Below are 17,784 nucleotides of genomic sequence, written 5' to 3'. Positions count from 1 at the left end.
ACCCATGTCGATGCCCTATGAAATCTTTGTCGGCCTTCGATATCTGCGCGCGAAGCGGCGGAACCGTACGATCTCACTGAACACGTTCGTGTCGATCGCCGGGATTACGCTCGGCGTGGCCGCCCTGATCGGGACCGTCGGCATCATGACCGGCTTCAAAGAGGACATTCAGGCCAAGATTCTCGGGACCACGGCCCATATCATCGTGCAGGACCGTATGAAAGACGGCATGTCCGACTACGAACCGACCACGAAACAGATTGAAGCCGTCCAGGATGTCGTCGCCGCCACACCGTTTGTCCTGAAGCAGGTCCTGCTCACCACGCCGAACGGCGTCCAGGGTATCGTGCTTCGCGGGATCGACCCCCAGCGGGAAGGGCATGTCACCGAGCTCGCCAAGAATCTCGGTACCGGAGAACTGTCCGACTTGAGCAAACCCGTGAAGATCAAGCAACCGCCGGCCGACGACCCCACCGGTCCGGCCGTCGAAACGGAGAAACCGGGCATCATCCTCGGCAAAGAGCTGGCTATGCGCCTTGGAGCTTTCGTGGGTGACACGGTCAACGTGGTCTCGCCCGTCGGCCCGATCAGCGCCATGGGCATGGTGCCGAAGATTCGCACCTTTGCCGTCGTCGGCCTCTTTCATTCCGGCATGTACGAATACGATTCCTCGCTGGCCTATATCGACCTTGCCGAGGCCCAAAAGTTCTTCAATATGGGCTCGACCGTCTCCGGCATCGAAGTGAAAGTCACCGACGTCTTTCGAGCCAACGACATCGCTCACAACATCGAAGGCTCATTGGGATTTGTCTACGGCGCGAGAGATTGGATGCAGATGAACCGCAATCTCTTTTCAGCGCTGAAGCTGGAGAAGACGATGATGTTTCTCCTGCTGGTCCTGATCACCATCGTCGCCTCGTTCAATATCGTCAGTACCCTCACAATGATCGTGACGGAAAAGCAAAAAGAGATCGCAATTCTGAAAGCCATGGGGGCAACCAGGAAGAGCATCCGGCGCATCTTTATGCTGAACGGTCTCATCATCGGCTTCAGCGGCACGGCCATCGGGATTCCCCTTGGCTACGCCTTCCTCTGGCTGATCCAGACCTTTTGGGCGTTCGACCCGACCGTCTATTACATTTCCAGAATTCCCGTCCACGTCCAGGCGCTCGATGTGCTCCTTGTGGCCGGCTCCGCCATCCTCATCAGCTTTGCCGCGACCGTCTACCCATCTCTCCAGGCGGCCAAGCTTGAACCAGTCGCGGCCCTGCGATACGAATGAGTACGACTCCTACACCACTGACCGGCGAGAACTATCCGATGATCCGTATAACGGACCTCCACAAATCGTTCATCATGGGCTCACAGGAGCTCACCGTGCTAAAGGGAATCGATCTCGAAATTCCTCGCGGACAAATGGTCGCGATTGTCGGGGCATCGGGCGCCGGCAAGAGCACCATGCTCCATATCATGGGCATGCTCGACCGGCCGACAAAAGGAACCGTCTACTTCGACAATCAGGATCTCTTTCAGATGTCCGAAGCGCAGCAGGCCGAATTCCGCAACCGCCGCATCGGCTTTGTTTTTCAATTTCATCATCTGTTGCCTGAATTCACCGCGCTGGAAAACGCCTGTATGCCGGCGCTGATCCAGCGGCGTCCGATCGAGGAAGTCGAGCAGGAAGCTACGACTCTGCTTCAAGAAGTCGGACTTGGACAGCGGCTTCACCATAAACCAGGAGAACTCTCCGGGGGCGAACAACAGCGAGTCGCGGTTGCCCGGGCACTTCTGCAGAAACCCGATCTCGTCCTGGCCGATGAACCGACCGGAAACCTTGACACCCATACAGGCGAAGCCCTGTTTGGCCTGCTTCGTGATCTGAACCGAACCCGCAACACCACCTTCGTGATTGTGACCCACAACGACAAGCTCTCCGCCCAGTCTGACCGCATCATTTACATGCAAGACGGGATGATCGTCTAAGTCTTGACGGACGTAGTCGAGATCCCTAGACTGCAAAATGTTGCGGAGTCCTTTCGAGCTTCACCCGAGGTAAGGCTATGAAACACTTATTTATTGGCGCTCTTGGGTTGACGGCCCTCATGCTGATCCCGAATCACGTCCTGGCCGTGGAATTTGCCGTGGTCGGGCCTCGGGCAGCCGGCATGGGTGGCGCTGGTGTCGCGGTTACAACAGATGCCCTGGCCACCTATTGGAACCCGGCCGGCCTGGCCATGACACAGACTGTGGATATCCGAATACAGGCTACTGCGCAGGGTGTGGATCGCCACGGAGTCCGCCAGTCATTGCAGGACATTGAAGATTTGGATAAGAGCAATACCCCTGCTAATCTCAGCCGTGCACAAGACTTGGCAAACCGGTTAAACCGGCCCGGTGCGTCTCTATCGGCAAGTGGTGCAACGGGACTCTATTTCAAAGGACATTTTGGCGAGCATGCGTTTGGATTTAACCTGTCAGACGTGGCAACCGCCGGAAGCTTCTTGTCCAGACCAGTGACGGCCACCGGTGGAGCGGCGATCACAATTGACGGGCAAATGGCGCTGCGCGGTCTTGAAGCCAGACAAGCGGCATTTTCCTATGCCTACGCTTTCGCTGATAAGACATTTGCCGTTGGAATTACAGCAAAAGCCATTCAAGGTGCCGCCTATTCTGGTTCAGCCACGATTAATGGTCAGGATCTCACGCTATCCGAGAGCTTCGGCAAGTCGAAGCTCTCAACTGCCTTTGCCGTCGATGTCGGCGCCATCTATCGCCCCGCATCCTGGCTGCGGCTTGGAGTGGTCGCCAAAGATCTTACCCAGCCACAATTCGATGCGCCCGATGGCACCAAGCTCAAAATGCTGCCGCAAGTGCGAGGCGGCGTTGCCGTGAACCCCTACTCGTCCCTCACGTTGACGGCCGATATGGATGTCACCTCAAACAAGACCTTTGTCCCGGGGATAAAGAGCCAAGTACTGAGCGTCGGTGTAGAACAAACGATTTTGAACGAGTTTCTTTCTCTTCGAGCTGGTGCCTATAAGAATGTCCAGGACGCCGCCTCGACGATTACGCCCACTGCAGGGTTTGGACTACGGATATTTGCTCTCCGTATGGATTTCGGCGGAGGCTATGATTTCCGTGAACGCGGCATATTGGCTTCGGGCTCTGTCTCTTTGACATTCTAATGGTATACTGAGAATTATGATGTTGCTGAACAATCCCTTTCGACGTGTTCTCCTCGCCGGCGTAGCGGTCCTGACCCTGGCCGGTTGCGGTGGCCTTCAGGAAATGTGGGAAGGTCCAGGCGCGAAGGTATTTCGTCCCCAGTCGGTCGCGGTGTTGCCACCGATGGCCAGCCAATATGACAGTGCGCGTGAGGATATTCAGGAAGTCCTTGCGGGGTCGCTCAGCAAGACCGGGCGAATCGAGCGCGTCGTCCCGGCCGAGCAAGTCACCGATATCTTTCAGGGATCGAAGGAAGCGTTTGACTCGCTGGTGTTCTATTTCTCCAGGCTTGAAATGACGGGCCAATCAGACAAAGACTCGGCGATTAAACTGGGCAAGTCACTCAATGTCGAGTCTTTTCTCGTGATCCGGATCAATGCCTGGGAGTATTCGAGAAAAGAAGGCGACAATGTCGGCCGTGTCGGGTTGAGCATGCGTCTCATCGACGCCACGACCGGAACGACTGTCTGGAAGGCCAGGCATGAGAAGGCCAGCAGCTACATGTTCTTTAAGCCGAATTTGAAGGATGTGGCGGCCGAATTGACCGATGAGATGATCAAATATATGCCGCCGTCGACAAGTTCCGGCAAGCGGTAGTGCCCGCCCTATCCACCTGATCCATCCAAGACACTGCCCCGCATCTAGGCGCTCTGGTTCATCGCCGCTTTCAGAGAGGCGACGAACCGGCCGACTATGACCGGCATATCTGACGATTGCTGGTACGCCGCAATCTGCTTCACAATCGCACTCCCGACAATGACCCCATCCGCCATAGCCGAGACCTGCGCCGCGTCTGCCGGCGTGGACACGCCGAATCCGACCGCCACCGGCGTCTTCGTCACCTTCTTGATCTTTCCGACGTTCTTGCCGACTTCCGCCATATTTTGAATCTTGGCTCCGGTAATCCCCGTGAGCGAAACATAGTAGAGAAACCCCTGCGACTCCTTTGCCACGTAGGTCCGTCGATCGGACGTGCTGGTGGGTGCCAGGAGGAAAATAAGCCGTAACCCGGCTGCCGCAGCCGGACCTTTCAAAGGACCCGCTTCGTCAGGGGGCATATCGGGGACGATCAGTCCATCGACTCCTGCCGCCCCCGCTTCACGGCAGAACGTTTCCAACCCCATGGCATGGATCGAATTGTAATACACCATGAGCACGATCGGGACCTGCGTGCGCGTCCGCAGCGTCTTCATCATCGCCAGGATCTTCCTGAGGGACGTGCCGCTTCGCAGACCTCGCTCAGCCGCCAACTGGATGACCGGACCGTCGGCGATCGGATCCGAGAAAGGCACGCCAAGCTCAATGATGTCAGCGCCGGCCTGCTCGATCTCCACAACCAGCCGCTCGGTGTCCGCCAGACTAGGATCCCCGGCCATTAGATAGGCGATCAACGCCTTCTTGTTCCCCTGCCGCAATCGCTGAAAAATCGATTCAATCCGTCCGGTCATAGCGTCACCCCCCGCATCCGCGCCACTTGCTGAACATCTTTGTCTCCACGGCCGGAAAGATTAGCGATGATGACGTTGGACTTTTTGAGTTTCGGAGCCAGTTTCACAACTTCGGCGATGGCATGCGCACTTTCCAGCGCCGGCACAATCCCCTCCACTGTCGCAAGCAGATCGAAGGCCGCGAGCGCTTCATCGTCTGTCGCATAGGTGTATTGAATACGTTTCAAGTCGTGATAGAGGCTGTGTTCCGGCCCCACAGCCGCATAGTCCAAACCCGCCGAGACCGAATGGGTCAGATTAATCTGACCATCCTCGTCCTGCAGGAGATACGTCATCGTGCCTTGAAGCACGCCGGGCTTTCCCCCGAAGAATCGCGCGGCATGTTTTCCGCTTTCGATGCCGGTGCCTCCCGCTTCGACGCCGATCATCTTAACCTTCTTATCGCCGAGAAAGGCATGAAACAATCCGATGGAGTTGCTTCCCCCGCCGACACAGGCCACCAGATAGTCGGGCAGTTTTCCTTCCGCAGCCAGAATTTGCTTGCGGGCCTCCTGGCCGATGATCGCTTGAAAATCGCGGATCATCATCGGATAGGGATGCGCGCCCAGCACCGACCCAAGAATATAATGGGTCGTGCGCACGTTCGTCGTCCAGTCGCGCATGGCCTCGCTGATGGCGTCCTTGAGCGTCCGGCTCCCGGCATCGACTCCGGTGACTTTGGCGCCGAGCAAACGCATCCGGAACACATTCAGCGCCTGCCGCTGCATGTCTTCGGTGCCCATATAGATTTCGCATTCCAAGCCGAACATCGCTGCCGCCGTAGCCGTCGCGACGCCATGTTGTCCGGCGCCGGTCTCGGCGATAATCCGGGGTTTCTTCATCCGTATGGCCAGAAGCACCTGGCCGATGGCATTGTTAATTTTGTGCGCGCCGGTATGGCAGAGATCTTCGCGCTTCAGATAGATTTTGGCCCCACCGAGCTTCTTGGTCAGCCGCGAGGCAAGATACAGCGACGTCGGCCGCCCGACGTATTGCTTGAGATAGTAGGCCAGTTCCTGACGGAACCCGCGATCTTTCCGAGCCGTGGCGTACTCTTGCTCTAGTTCGAGCAACGCCGGCATCAGTGTTTCCGGCACATAGCGGCCGCCGTAGGGGCCGAATCGTCCATGGCTGTCAGGGACCTTCTTCATCGTGCACTTCAATCCTTTCAGATGATGACGGAGTATAATCGGGCCTCTCAGGCCGAGACAAGCCTGGCGGCCTCAATGAATGTCCGCACCTTGACGTGATCTTTCTGTCCTGGACGCACTTCGACACCGCTGCTGACATCGACTCCATAGGGCCGCACCTGTCGAATCGCCTCGGCCACATTATCCGGCGTCAGGCCACCGGCAAGAAGCACACGCGAGGCACGAGCCGCTTCGGCCGCCAAGGTCCAATCGACCGTCTGGCCGGTGCCACCGTAGGCCTGATCGGAAAAGGCATCCAACACGAACGCACGGACGTTCGCGCGTCCTTGAAATTCGGCCAGCGCCAAAAACGTTCCGCGGTTCTTGAGCCGCAGCGCCTTCATAGACGGACGCCCGAGCCCCTCGCAGTAGACCGCAGACTCGTCCCCATGCAACTGAGCCAGAGCAAGTCCGCACTCGTCCATGAGTCGTCGCACAGCGGCGGCTTCTTCGTTGACGAACACGCCGACCGCCGCCACAAACGGCGGTAAGTCATTGATGATCCGCTTGACCACGGCCGCTTCGACGAAACGCGGACTCTTCCGATACATGATAAAACCGAGGGCATCGGCCCCCGCCTCAACGGCGACCCGCGCATCGTCTTCGTTGGTGATACCGCAGATTTTGACTTTCACGCGAAATACCTTGCTCTCACGCGTTGTGGACCGACTTCGTTGTTCCACGCAATTCCGCGATTTTCTTCTCGATGCTCTCGGACTTGATCAGCGACTCCCCGACCAGCATGGCATGCACGCCGGCTTCGACCAGCTTCAGCACATCCTCGCGCGTATGAATGCCGCTCTCGCTGATAATGATCTTGTCTGAGGGAATGCGTTTGGCCAGTCGGAACGTCACGCCAAGATCCGTCGTGAACGTCTTGAGATCACGATTGTTGATGCCGATCATGCGGGCCGTCGGGATCCATTCCAGCACGGTATCCAACTCCCGTTCATGATGCGTTTCAAACAGGGTATCCATCTTCAATTCAGTCGCAAGCGCGTGAAAATCGATCAGCTGGCGCTTTTCCAACGCGGCCACGATCAGCAGCACCGCATCGGCCCCATGAGCCCGGGCTTCATAAAACTGGATATCCCCGACCATAAATTCTTTGTCCAGCGCCGGCATGGGAAGCGCCTGCTTGATCTCGGCCAGATATCGCAGGTCGCCCTGGAAGAAGTCTTTATCGGTCAAGACGGACAGGGCGGAGGCCCCATGTTCATGGTACGAGCGCGCAATTTTGAGATAGTCGAAATCCTGGGAAAACTCGGTGCGCAGCAGACCGAGGCTCGGCGAGGCTTTTTTCACCTCGGCAATCAGGGCCGGACTCGTCGCCGTCCTGGTCGCATCGAGCGTCACGGCAAAGCCGAGCGGCGGCGACGCGTCCCGAATGGCGGATTTGAGATCAGCCAGGTAGCCACGGCTCTGCTTGTGCCGAAGCTCGGCTTTCTTATGCTCAAGAATCTGATCCAGAATCATGCGTCAGGATACCTTCTTCGTCCAAGCCACCAACCGATCGAGTTTTTCTGCCGCGGCACCTGTATCGAGCGCCTGCCTGGCGATTCGCAGTCCGTCTTTTAGCGTCTTCGCCTGCTGACCCGCGACAATGGCAGCCGCGGCATTCAGACACACAATGTCGCGTTTCGGCCCCTTCTTCCCTTGGAGAATTTCCCTCGCGATCCGGGCATTCTCTTCCGGTGTGCCGCCGGCGATTTCCTTCTTGTGGACGCGGGGCAGATCAAATTCCTCAGGCGCCACAAAATAGTTGGACACGACACCGGCTTTCCCTTCGGAGACTTTCGTGCGGTCGCAGATGGTGAGCTCATCGAGCCCGTCCATCCCATGCAAGACAAAACAATGCTGCGACCCCAATTGCACCAGCACTTTGGCCATGACCTCGGTCAGCTTGGCGTCATAGACACCGAGCACCTGGTGCGTGGCCCCGGCAGGGTTGGTCAACGGACCGAGGACATTTAAGAGCGTTCGGATTCCCATCTCCTGTCGAGGCCCTGCACAATGTTTCATGGCGCCATGAAAGAGCGGCGCAAAGAGGAACCCGATACCCACCTCATTGATACAATCCGCCACGCGCTCCGGCGGCAGGTCGATCTGGACGCCGAGGGCGCTCAGTACGTCCGCGCTGCCCGACTTGGACGATACCGACCGGTTCCCGTGTTTCGCCACTGTGAGTCCGGCTCCGGCCACCACGAATGCCGCCGTCGTCGAAATATTGAACGTATGCCCGCCGTCTCCGCCCGTTCCGCAGGTGTCGATGACGATCGAGCTGCCCACTTGGATTCGCGTGGCCCGGGCGCGCATCGCGCGCGCCGAACCGACGATCTCGTCCACCGTTTCGCCTTTCTGGCGAAGGCCCATCAGATAGGCGGCGATTTGCGCCGGAGTCGCCGCGCCGTCCATGATTTCCGACAGCACGTCTTCCGCTTCTTTTTCAGAAAGGTTGGTGCGTTCGGCTAATTTGGCAATGGCGTCTTTGATCATGGAAGACGGGCAATCCGATGAGACTAGAGCTTTAAGAAGTTTCTGAGGAGGTCTTTTCCCGCCTTGGTCAAAATCGATTCCGGATGAAACTGCACACCTTCGACCGCGAGCGTCCGGTGGCGCAATCCCATAATTTCACCTTCGGCCGTCTTCGCTGAAACCTCCAGGCAATCGGGCAGATTCTTCGGATTGACCAGCAATGAGTGATAGCGGGTCGCCTCGAAGGGATTCGGCAGTCCGTGAAAGATCGTTTTTTCGTCGTGTGAAATCATCGACGTCTTCCCGTGCATCAACCGTTGCGCGCGGATCACTTCTCCGCCGAATGCCACACCCAGCGATTGGTGGCCTAAACACACGCCGAGGATCGGCATACGGCCGGCAAACTGGCGGATCGTTTCTACGGACACGCCGGCTTCTTTCGGCGTACAGGGGCCAGGAGAAATCACAATACGACTGGGCCCAAGCTCTTCGATCTGCTGCAAGGTGATCTTGTCGTTGCGATAGACGCGGACATCTTCGCCCAACTCACCGAGATACTGCACCAGGTTGTAGGTAAAGGAGTCGTAATTATCGATCATCAAGAGCATGACGCTACTCCAGACCCTGCTCGGCCAACTCGATGGCTTTCATCATGGCACGGGCTTTATTGCAGGTTTCTTCGTATTCGTATTCCGGATTCGAGTCCGCCACGATGCCGGCCCCGGCCTGAATGAAGGCGCGCCGCTTGGATACCACGACCGTGCGGATATTGATGCACATGTCCATGTTACCGGAAAAGCTGAAATAGCCCACGGCGCCGGCATAGGGACCGCGCCTGGTCGGCTCCAGCTCTTCGATGATTTCCATCGCGCGAATCTTCGGAGCGCCTGACACTGTCCCTGCCGGAAAGCAGGCCTGCAGCACATCGTACACGGTCTTCTCCGGAGCCAACCGGCCGCTCACATTGGACACAATGTGCATGACGTGCGAATAGCGCTCGACGTTCATCAGCGATTCGACTTTGACGGAGCCGCTCTCGGCCACCCGCCCGACGTCGTTTCGACCGAGGTCCACCAACATAATGTGCTCGGCCCGTTCCTTCTGATCGGCCAGCAGACGGCGCTCCAGTTGCTCATCCTCTTCGACGGTGGCGCCGCGACGACGGGTGCCGGCGATCGGACGAACGGATACCAACCCATCTTCGCACCGCACGAGGATCTCCGGCGACGACCCCACCAACTCGACGCCCGCTATCCTGAGGTAGTACATGTAGGGCGACGGATTGACGACTCGAAGCGCGCGATACAGCTGGAACGGTGTCGCATGCAGTTTCGTTTCCCATCGCTGAGACAACACACACTGAAAGATATCGCCGGCCTTGATGTATTCCTGCGTCTGACTGACCATCTTTTCGAAGTCAGCCTTGCTCATATTCGGGGTGAACGTAATCGGCGTACGTCGACGCTTGGGCGCAGTCCGGCGGAGCGGCCGGCGCAAACGGGCAATCATGCGTTCGATGCGAGCAGTGGCCTGACGATAGGCCTGGCGGATGGCCCGCTCCGATTGGGACGCGACATGGGCATTCGCGACGACCTTAATCTTCTGTGCCACGTTATCGAAAATAAGGAGCGTGTCGGTCAGCAGAAAGGCAAACTCCGGCAGGTTCAGACTCTCTTTCCGGCGAACCGAAATATTCTCAAACGTGCTCACCATGTCATAACCGAGATAGCCGACGGCCCCGCCGACAAACCGAGGCAGTCCCGGAACGGTGACCGGACGATAGGTCTCCATAAATTCCCGCAGACGATCCAGCGGTGCGCCGTGACAGGCGATACGACGAGTCCGTTTGCCCTGCTTGATCAGAAGGTCGCCGCGATCTTCCACCATGAGAATCGGTGATCCGCTTCCGAGAAACGAGTAGCGGGCCCACTTCTCCCCTCCCTGCACGCTTTCCAACAAATACGCCGACGGACCATGATCGATCTTTGCGAACGCAGAAACCGGCGTCTCATAGTCCGCCAGAATTTCCCGGTACAAAGGGATGAGGTTGCCCGACTGTGCGTACCGCCGGAATTCGTCCAAGCTGAGAGAATACGTTGGCGTTGCCATGCCTGCGGAATTACTCCATTCCAACGATGAGTTTCTGCCCCAATTCAATAATATCGTCTGAAAGTTTATTCCACTTTTTCAGCTTGTCGATGGGGACGCCGTACAGGCGGCTCACGCGAAACAACGTCTCCCCGGGCTTCACCACGTGAATGGTGGTTCCTGATTTAGCGCTGGGCTTGGCCGTTTCCGCAGGGGCGGCCAGGCCTGCCATCTCTTTCGTCGAATCCTGCAAGAGGGCATCGGTTTCACGCGTAAGCGCCGCCAGTTCATCGACCTTCTTGGGTTTGGCGGATGCGGACGGGGCCATTTTCCGCATGTCCTGCATGGCCTTCCGCTCCAGCATAGCCGACTCTTTAACCGCCTCCGACTCTTCCTGAAGCCGTCCCATTTGCTCTCGGGCCGACTGAACTTGCGCGGCCAATTCGCGGTTCCGCGCCTCGAATTCAGCCAGTTCTTTTTTCGTTCGCTTCGCTTCGCTGTCTAGCTCAGCCGTGCGCTTTTCTTCCTGAGCCAGCAACCGCTGGAAGTTCAGACTTCGCGCCTTCTCCGCATTGTATTTTTCCTCGAGCACCACACAGCCGCTGAGGAACATAGTGCCGCATAACACCAACACGCCGGACCCGACCACCTTACAAGTCTGATTCATCACTCGACGATCCTCCATCATCATTGTCCACCTCCGCCGCCGGATCATGACTGCATCCCAAATCGGCCATCCCGCCTCTCACAACGTCCGGTCATTCATCAGCTCACGAGTCACTAAGAATACGGTCCAACGCTGTGAAAGTCAAAGCGAATTGGGGCAAGACAGGGGTTTGACCCACTCCTGGTGCTGTGCTACCGTCCCCTTCATGAAAATAGTCGATTCGGACATCCGCAGCCATGGATAATCACTCATACCCGTCATCTGCCAGAACCATTTCTGTACAGGGCATTACGCTGCATCTGGCGCAACCGATTAGCACGCTACAGGAATGGATCGGGAGTCGGGAGCCGTTGCAACAACTCCTCGCCTGCTGGCTCAAGGTCGATCCCCGAGATCTCCCGCTGTCGCCGAGAATTACCGGTCCTCCAGGCATCGGAAAAACGACGTTGGCGATGTCGGGCGCCAAGGAACGCAAACAGGATCTGTACGTCTTTCAATGCACTGCCGATACCCGCCCGGAAGACCTGCTGATTACACCGGTCCTGGCTGAATCGGGCTCCATCGCCTACCACGCGTCGCCACTGGTGACCGCGGTGCTCACCGGAAGTATCTGCGTGCTGGATGAAGGCAACCGGATGAACGAGAAAAGCTGGGCCTCCCTGGCCTCCTTGCTCGATCATCGGCGCTGCGTCGAATCGATCATTGCAGGCATTCTGATCCAAGCGCACGAAGATTTTCGCTGTTGCGTCACCATGAACGAAGATGCGTCCACCTATGAAGTGCCGGACTACATGCTCTCCCGACTGCAACCGACCCTCGGCCTTGGATTTCCGTCGCGGCAGGATGAAATGGCGATTCTCCGCTACCATCTCCCCTTTGCGAAGGACGAGATCCTGAACATTGCCGTCGGTTTTCTGCAGGACGCCCACCAGCTGAATCTGGAATATTCGATCCGCGACGGCCTACATCTGATCCAATACGCCGTCAAACGGCTGGCCCAGGACTCATCCCATCCTGTTGCGCTCGACCGCATGTGGCAGGAATCGCTCTTGAAAGTCCTCGGCCCCGAGTCGCTGGATTTGGAAGAGCAGTCGAAACGGAGAACACGCGCGATGGGCGATCAAGCGCTACCCAAAGGCTTTGGCGATTTCTTTTTTGAGGAAGACGACCCTCTACACCCGGGACGCTGAATGTCTCGCTATACGCCGACCGACGCACAAATACTCCGCCTGTCACCGCGTATCGATCTCCTTCCTATCCTCCACGGCAGCGGAGACATCGCACAGGAAGTCCGCGAAACCCTCATCGGAAAAGGGTACGACTGCCTGGCCGTTCCCCTCCCGCCTTCCGTAGAAACCTGCATTGAGCAGGCCGTAGATCGCCTCCCGGACATCAGCCTGATCGTCTTGCCTGAACCGGCGCACGAGGAAAAGGCCCGCGTCAGCATGATTCCCGTTGACCCCTGTCAGGCCGTCATCATGGGCATCCGCGTGGCAATGGGCGAATCCATCCCTCGCGCTTATATTGACCGAGAGGTCGCCCGATTTGAACCGAGTCCTTTTGTCGGACCGGATCCCTACGCCGTCAAATCCGTCTCGCTTCCCATGCTGGCAGCTGCGATCTTGCCCGCTCTCACCATGCCGCCACCCGGATCCCAGCAGGACGTACGGATCAGATGGATGGCCCTTCGGCTACATGAACTGGAACTGGACCATGCCTCCATCTTGTGCCTCTGTCATATGACGGATTGGCCCTGGCTCCGTGCCGCCTATCAAACCAATGCCCCCTATGACCGGCCCGAGTCGACGGCCGGACAGCCGGTCCGGTGCAGCGTCAACCGCGACTCCCTCTACTTCGCCCTGGGGGAGCTTCCCTTTCTTACCGAACTCTACGAACAGCGCCGTGAAACGCTGTACTCCGATTGGAATCTCGCCCTCGATGGCGTAAAGGAACTCCTCATTGAAACACGAGCCAGGTGGATCGAGCATCACCGGTCAGAAGGCACCTCCATCCCCGACTGGGTGACCCCGCAGATCCTCCAAGTCATCTTACAGTACGTACGGAATCTCACGCTCCTTGAGCGCCGCCTCACCCCGTCACTCTACACACTCGTCCTCGCCGCCAAGCAAACGGCCGGAGACGACTTTGCCGTCACGCTGCTCAAAACGGCCAAGAGCTATGGCTATCAGGAGGATCTGACTCCGTCGAGGTCCGACGCGATCACCCTGGGGCTCCATGAAGTGGAGCTGCCTGACGGGACCATCGCCACCGCCACCAATCGCCTGCCGGGTCCGCCGCTCGTCTGGCGGGAGCTGGCGCTGAAACCGAAACCTGACCGGAAAACCAGCCGCCGCTGGTCCCATCTCTGGAATCCGCAACGGCAATGCTCCTGGCCTCCGGAAGATCAGAGAATTGAAAGTTTCAATACTCATGTGCGGGCTCAGGCATCCGCGCTCATCGGCGCGGATTTGGCCAAGACTGAAAAATTCACGACGTCGATGAAAGACGGGCTTGATCTCCGGGAAAGTCTTCGCCGGTGGCTGGGCGGAAAGCGATCGCGCGGCTCATCGTCCGGCAGCACACTGCCGCGGATGGATCTCTATGTGCGAGAGATCCCGCCCGCTCGAGGCAATGTAGAAGTCGTGATCTTCCTGTTTGATACTCCCGCCGACCCCCTGACCTATTCCTGGCAAGCTACCTGGTTTGCTGAACATCAAGAAGAGTCCACCCTCTGTTTTTACGCCACCCCGTTCGCCGAAGACATGGTGGGGCCCGGCATCGCACAGTCGCGTTACGGCGGAGCGTTCTTCCTGTTTCCTCCCCGTCCGATTCCGGATATCTGGAGCGATCCCCTCCTTGCCTTTACGACCACGCTGGAAGAACGGCTGATCGCCGCTGCCGCCGTACACACCCGCGAGACCCATATCGCGCTCGTGACGCCGATTCCGCCGCGCGCCAGCTGGCGAAGGATCGCCAAACAATTCGGACGGACCCTCGTGCCGATTCCACTGTCGAGATTCTCGAGCCAGACGCTTGATCGGCTCCGTCGCTTTCACGTGCTCAATGGCCATGAGATCAGAAGTTATGCCACCAGATTTATTCGATAGCCTCTCGCCCTCCCGGCGACCTGATTGCACTGCGCCGGCCTCGGAACAGCTCGCCTGGCTTCGCCAGGAGATCCGAAGACATGACTACTTGTACTACGTCAAAGACCGCCCCGAGATTTCCGACGGTGAATACGATCGGCTGTTCAAAGACCTGAGCGATCTCGAAGCCGCTCATCCGGAATTGGTGACGGATGATTCGCCGACTCAACGAGTCGGGGCCCCGCCTCTGGCGGAATTGGGCAAGGTCAAGCATGAACGGCCGATGCTTAGCCTCGATTCGATCGTCGATGTGGCCGACGTCCTGGCATTCGATCAACGGATGAAGCGGGAATTGGAGACAGAACAGGTGGAGTACACCGTCGAGCCGAAGTTCGACGGCCTCTCCATTGAGCTGGTCTATGAGCAGGGCCGATTGGTGCGCGGTTCCACCAGAGGCGACGGAACAACCGGCGAGGATGTGACCGTCAACCTCCGGACGATCCGCTCCCTTCCCTTGCATCTTCGCACCGAGTCCTCTCCACCCGACCATCTCGCCGTGCGCGGCGAAGTGTATATGAAGCTCGACGATTTCCATGGATTGAACCGAACGATCACGGAACGGGGAGACGAAGCGTTTGCCAATCCCCGCAACGCCGCCGCCGGCTCTCTTCGGCAGCTCGACTCGAACATCACCGCAGCCCGTCCTTTGGTGGTGACCTGCTACGAAGCCATGGCGCTATCTACGACACCGCCGAATTCTCACTCGGAGGAACTGGACGCCTTAGCTGAGTGGGGACTTCCCGTTCCGAGCCATCGACGCCGGTGTCACACCATTGAGGAGGTCATCGCAGTCCACCGCGAGACCGAACAGATTCGCGACAATCTCCCCTATGAAATCGATGGGCTGGTGGTGAAAGTGAACCGCCGGGCCTGGCAGGAACAGTTGGGATTCAAATCCCGCAGCCCCCGCTGGGCGATCGCCTTCAAATTCGCTCCGCGCAAGGAAATCACGATCGTGCAGAATATCGTCGTCTCGGTCGGACGTACCGGCACACTCACTCCCGTCGCACTCCTACGGCCGGTTGAAGTCGGTGGCGTGACGATCAGTCGGGCGACGCTGCACAATGCCGATGAGGTGGCGCGAAAAGATATCCGTGTGGGCGATACGGTCAAAGTTGAACGGGCCGGCGATGTGATTCCGGCCATTGCCGAACGCATCCCGATTCCCGGGGAGTCCCGGTCCGAACCGTTTACGATGCCGGGACACTGTCCGGTATGCGGATCGGCGGTGGGACGAGAGGGAGCCTATTTTTACTGTACCGGCCAATCCGGGTGTGCTGCGCAATTGAAAGGCGCCATCGAACACTTCGCCTCCAAGCAAGCGCTCAATATCGAGGGGCTTGGGAAAAAGACCGTCGCGCAACTTGTGGATCACAAGCTGGTCGGAAGTTTGGCCGATCTCTATCGTTTGACCCGCGATCAACTGCTACCGCTCGAGGGGTTTGCGGAGAAGTCGACGTCACTTCTCCTCGAAGCCATCGAACAGAGCAAGACCGTGTCGTTGGCCCGCTTCCTGATGGGGCTTGGCATCCGCCAGGTCGGCCAGCATATCGCCAAGGTACTCGCTAAGGAACTTGGAACCTTGGACGCCATCATGGATGCGGATGAAGCTCGCTTCTTAGAAGTTAAAGAAATCGGCCCTGAGATCTCCTCCAGCCTGGCGTCCTATTTCCGCGAAGAATCCAATCGTCGGGTCATTGCCCAGCTGCGCGAGCTCGGCGTGATGATTACAGAGCAGGCTCGTTCGGCTTCACCCCAATCGCTCCCGTTTTCCGGGATGACGTTTGTCTTCACCGGTGGACTTGACCGCTTCAGCCGCGATGAGGCTAAAGCTCTGGTCGAGCGATTGGGAGGGACCGTCTCTTCAAGCGTGAGCAAACGCACGTCGTTTGTCGTCGCGGGCCATGAGCCCGGCTCGAAGCTTGACCAGGCACAGAAGCTGGGAGTAGCAGTGCTAGACGAACAGCGTTTCGCCGATCTGCTGAAAGAAGACTCGGCTAGCTGACGGGATTCAGTGAAGGCGTTTCCACAGGGGCGGGAGTCTTTTCTTCTTTATAAATGTTCACACTGCGGATCGATCGGGGATCTGCTTCGTGCACCACTAAACGGCAATGGGCGATATGGAGTTCTTCCCCCGCTTTGGGGATACGGCCGAGTTCTCCCTGAATGAGTCCGCCGATGGTTAGGGCCTCGTCGCCGAGGTCGACCTTCAAGAAATCGTTGACCTTGCGCACTTCGGTCCTGCCGTGGACGAGAATCTGGTTCTTCCCGATTCGCTTGATCAACTCCTCGGTGATATCGGTCTCATCGACGATCTCACCGACCACTTCCTCCAGAAGGTCTTCGAGGGTAACCAGACCCATCACGCCGCCGTACTCGTTGACGACGATCCCCATGTGACGCTTTTCCTGTTGGAATTGCTTCATTAAATCATCAGCCGTTTTACCTGCCGGCACAAACAGAGCCGGATGGGCGATATCCCTGAGTCGAACATCTGATCGGCCCTTCGCCAGTTCGGTCAATGCTTTGGTCTTATAGAGCACCCCGGTAATGTTATCCAGCGTCCCGTCATAGACCGGAATACGGGAATACTTCGAGTTATACAGCAGCTCCTGCGCTTCCTTGAGACGCAAATTCCCGTCCAGCGAGAAGACGTAGATGCGCGGAGTCATAGCATCTTCCGCGGTAATATCTTTCAACTGAAAGACATTCTTGATCATCTTTACTTCTTCCGATTCCAACTCGCCGGCCTTCCCTCCCTCATCCAGCATGATCTTGAGTTCTTCCTCAGTGACTAAGGGGAGAGTGAGGCCCTTGCCGCCGGTCAGCTTTTGAATGAGCGGCACCATGAGAAACAAGAGCGGCTTAAGGAAAATCTGGACGCCGTAAACGGGATAAGCCATGTTCAGGGTGACCGGCACGGCAAATTTGGCAGCCAACGTCTTTGGAATAACGTCCACCGACACCAGCAGGACGAACGTCAGGACGCCCACCATCACGGCGATAGCCTCCTCAAATACGGTTTTCCCGCCGTAGGCATTCAGGGTAATGAAGGTGGCATACATTGGGATGGCGGTTCCTACCAGCCGGTCTCCGACAAGAATGGTCGAAAGTAGCCTTTGTGGGTCACTTCGGAGCGTCAGCGCCATGGATGCCCGTTTGTTACCATTCTTGGCAAGGGCGCGAAGACGGGTCTCATTGACCGAAAAGAATCCGATCTCAGCCGTCGAAATGACGGCAGATAACCCTATCAATGCTAGTAGGATCAGAATATCCATGAGGGCTCTTGATTAGGGACGACTAGCCACGAAGGCTAGCCTGAAAGGGCGAACAGTGTGGATTCTGCAGCAGAGAGAGAGCAGCGCTGCCCCTGGCTGACCAGATTCAAAGGACCATGTGGGAGTTATGATGATCATCGGATGATAGATCTATCACACCAACCGGGAAGGGGCAAGAGATTCAAAGAAAGTGACAGGAATATCAATCAGTTCGAATATGCCAGATCG

16 protein-coding genes are annotated in these 17,784 nt (G+C 57.6%); 7 read left to right on the top strand and 9 right to left on the bottom strand.

The window, feature by feature from the left end:
- Positions 1–4 precede the first annotated feature (4 nt).
- The 4 genes from Q7U39_06965 to Q7U39_06950 all read left to right on the top strand — a co-directional run bounded on the left by Q7U39_06965 (position 5) and on the right by Q7U39_06950 (position 3,822).
- Complete coding sequence (locus Q7U39_06965; GenBank protein ID MDO9117679.1) at positions 5–1,282, top strand: lipoprotein-releasing ABC transporter permease subunit; 1,278 nt, start codon at positions 5–7, stop codon at positions 1,280–1,282.
- A 95-nt stretch (positions 1,283–1,377) separates the two neighbouring features.
- The gene (locus Q7U39_06960) at positions 1,378–1,983 is read left to right on the top strand and encodes an ABC transporter ATP-binding protein (protein ID MDO9117678.1); all 606 of its coding nucleotides are present in this window, start codon (positions 1,378–1,380) and stop codon (positions 1,981–1,983) included.
- A 77-nt stretch (positions 1,984–2,060) separates the two neighbouring features.
- Positions 2,061–3,185: a conjugal transfer protein TraF gene (traF, locus tag Q7U39_06955; protein MDO9117677.1), complete on the top strand. Its 1,125-nt coding sequence runs from the start codon at positions 2,061–2,063 to the stop codon at positions 3,183–3,185.
- Positions 3,186–3,201: 16 nt separating this feature from the next.
- On the top strand, positions 3,202–3,822 hold the full coding sequence (locus tag Q7U39_06950) for a hypothetical protein (GenBank protein MDO9117676.1): 621 nt from the start codon (positions 3,202–3,204) through the stop codon (positions 3,820–3,822).
- A 44-nt stretch (positions 3,823–3,866) separates the two neighbouring features.
- Here the strand turns inward: Q7U39_06950 and trpA are convergent, their stop codons facing one another.
- The 8 genes from trpA to Q7U39_06910 are packed head-to-tail and all read right to left on the bottom strand — an operon-like array spanning position 3,867 to position 11,132.
- A complete protein-coding gene (gene trpA / locus Q7U39_06945) occupies positions 3,867–4,673 on the bottom strand; it encodes a tryptophan synthase subunit alpha (GenBank protein MDO9117675.1) in 807 nt (268 codons plus the stop codon).
- Positions 4,670–5,863 carry a tryptophan synthase subunit beta gene (gene trpB, locus Q7U39_06940; protein MDO9117674.1) on the bottom strand — a complete coding sequence of 398 codons (1,194 nt, stop codon included), beginning with the start codon at positions 5,861–5,863 and terminating at the stop codon, positions 4,670–4,672. Before trpB ends, trpA begins: the two co-directional genes overlap by 4 nt.
- A gap of 47 nt (positions 5,864–5,910) precedes the next feature.
- Positions 5,911–6,537 carry a phosphoribosylanthranilate isomerase gene (locus Q7U39_06935; protein ID MDO9117673.1) on the bottom strand — a complete coding sequence of 209 codons (627 nt, stop codon included), beginning with the start codon at positions 6,535–6,537 and terminating at the stop codon, positions 5,911–5,913.
- Positions 6,538–6,553: 16 nt separating this feature from the next.
- Positions 6,554–7,378 carry an indole-3-glycerol phosphate synthase TrpC gene (trpC, locus tag Q7U39_06930; protein MDO9117672.1) on the bottom strand — a complete coding sequence of 275 codons (825 nt, stop codon included), beginning with the start codon at positions 7,376–7,378 and terminating at the stop codon, positions 6,554–6,556.
- Between the two features lie 3 nt (positions 7,379–7,381).
- Positions 7,382–8,398: an anthranilate phosphoribosyltransferase gene (gene trpD / locus Q7U39_06925; protein ID MDO9117671.1), complete on the bottom strand. Its 1,017-nt coding sequence runs from the start codon at positions 8,396–8,398 to the stop codon at positions 7,382–7,384.
- Between the two features lie 23 nt (positions 8,399–8,421).
- The gene (locus Q7U39_06920; protein ID MDO9117670.1) at positions 8,422–8,985 is read right to left on the bottom strand and encodes an aminodeoxychorismate/anthranilate synthase component II; all 564 of its coding nucleotides are present in this window, start codon (positions 8,983–8,985) and stop codon (positions 8,422–8,424) included.
- Between the two features lie 4 nt (positions 8,986–8,989).
- Complete coding sequence (trpE, locus tag Q7U39_06915; GenBank protein MDO9117669.1) at positions 8,990–10,486, bottom strand: anthranilate synthase component I; 1,497 nt, start codon at positions 10,484–10,486, stop codon at positions 8,990–8,992.
- A gap of 10 nt (positions 10,487–10,496) precedes the next feature.
- Complete coding sequence (locus tag Q7U39_06910; GenBank protein MDO9117668.1) at positions 10,497–11,132, bottom strand: LysM peptidoglycan-binding domain-containing protein; 636 nt, start codon at positions 11,130–11,132, stop codon at positions 10,497–10,499.
- 236 nt (positions 11,133–11,368) lie between these two features.
- On the opposite strand from Q7U39_06910, the gene Q7U39_06905 reads away from it, so the two are divergent.
- Genes Q7U39_06905 through ligA form a run of 3 tightly spaced genes read left to right on the top strand, consistent with a single transcriptional unit; the run spans position 11,369 to position 16,283 of the window.
- Positions 11,369–12,322, top strand: coding sequence for an AAA family ATPase (locus tag Q7U39_06905; GenBank protein ID MDO9117667.1), 954 nt, complete (start codon positions 11,369–11,371; stop codon positions 12,320–12,322).
- Entirely contained in the window at positions 12,323–14,239 is a 1,917-nt protein-coding gene (locus Q7U39_06900) for a hypothetical protein (GenBank protein MDO9117666.1), read from the top strand.
- Positions 14,217–16,283: an NAD-dependent DNA ligase LigA gene (ligA, locus tag Q7U39_06895; protein MDO9117665.1), complete on the top strand. Its 2,067-nt coding sequence runs from the start codon at positions 14,217–14,219 to the stop codon at positions 16,281–16,283. Before Q7U39_06900 ends, ligA begins: the two co-directional genes overlap by 23 nt.
- Here the strand turns inward: ligA and Q7U39_06890 are convergent.
- Positions 16,276–17,556 (bottom strand): hemolysin family protein, encoded by a 1,281-nt coding sequence (locus Q7U39_06890; protein ID MDO9117664.1) that lies wholly within the window; start codon positions 17,554–17,556, stop codon positions 16,276–16,278. The genes ligA and Q7U39_06890 overlap by 8 nt on opposite strands.
- Positions 17,557–17,784: the final 228 nt, after the last annotated feature.

The sequence above is a fragment of the Nitrospira sp. genome (assembly GCA_030653545.1).
Taxonomy (GTDB): Bacteria; Nitrospirota; Nitrospiria; order Nitrospirales; family Nitrospiraceae; genus Nitrospira_D.
The sequence above is the reverse complement of the archived record's forward strand: the minus strand, read 5'-3'. Positions and strand labels throughout refer to the sequence as shown.

What these genes read in the sequence shown, in the direction of transcription:
- Q7U39_06910 (MDO9117668.1), bottom strand. Translation starts at nt 11,132, where the DNA reads ATGAATCAGACTTGTAAGGTGGTCGGGTCCGGCGTGTTGGTGTTATGC.
- Q7U39_06965 (MDO9117679.1), top strand. Translation starts at nt 5, where the DNA reads ATGTCGATGCCCTATGAAATCTTTGTCGGCCTTCGATATCTGCGCGCG.
- trpC (MDO9117672.1), bottom strand. Translation starts at nt 7,378, where the DNA reads ATGATTCTGGATCAGATTCTTGAGCATAAGAAAGCCGAGCTTCGGCAC.
- Q7U39_06920 (MDO9117670.1), bottom strand. Translation starts at nt 8,985, where the DNA reads ATGCTCTTGATGATCGATAATTACGACTCCTTTACCTACAACCTGGTG.
- Q7U39_06900 (MDO9117666.1), top strand. Translation starts at nt 12,323, where the DNA reads ATGTCTCGCTATACGCCGACCGACGCACAAATACTCCGCCTGTCACCG.
- trpD (MDO9117671.1), bottom strand. Translation starts at nt 8,398, where the DNA reads ATGATCAAAGACGCCATTGCCAAATTAGCCGAACGCACCAACCTTTCT.
- Q7U39_06950 (MDO9117676.1), top strand. Translation starts at nt 3,202, where the DNA reads ATGATGTTGCTGAACAATCCCTTTCGACGTGTTCTCCTCGCCGGCGTA.
- trpB (MDO9117674.1), bottom strand. Translation starts at nt 5,863, where the DNA reads ATGAAGAAGGTCCCTGACAGCCATGGACGATTCGGCCCCTACGGCGGC.
- ligA (MDO9117665.1), top strand. Translation starts at nt 14,217, where the DNA reads ATGCCACCAGATTTATTCGATAGCCTCTCGCCCTCCCGGCGACCTGAT.
- Q7U39_06890 (MDO9117664.1), bottom strand. Translation starts at nt 17,556, where the DNA reads ATGGATATTCTGATCCTACTAGCATTGATAGGGTTATCTGCCGTCATT.
- trpE (MDO9117669.1), bottom strand. Translation starts at nt 10,486, where the DNA reads ATGGCAACGCCAACGTATTCTCTCAGCTTGGACGAATTCCGGCGGTAC.
- trpA (MDO9117675.1), bottom strand. Translation starts at nt 4,673, where the DNA reads ATGACCGGACGGATTGAATCGATTTTTCAGCGATTGCGGCAGGGGAAC.
- Q7U39_06905 (MDO9117667.1), top strand. Translation starts at nt 11,369, where the DNA reads ATGGATAATCACTCATACCCGTCATCTGCCAGAACCATTTCTGTACAG.
- traF (MDO9117677.1), top strand. Translation starts at nt 2,061, where the DNA reads ATGAAACACTTATTTATTGGCGCTCTTGGGTTGACGGCCCTCATGCTG.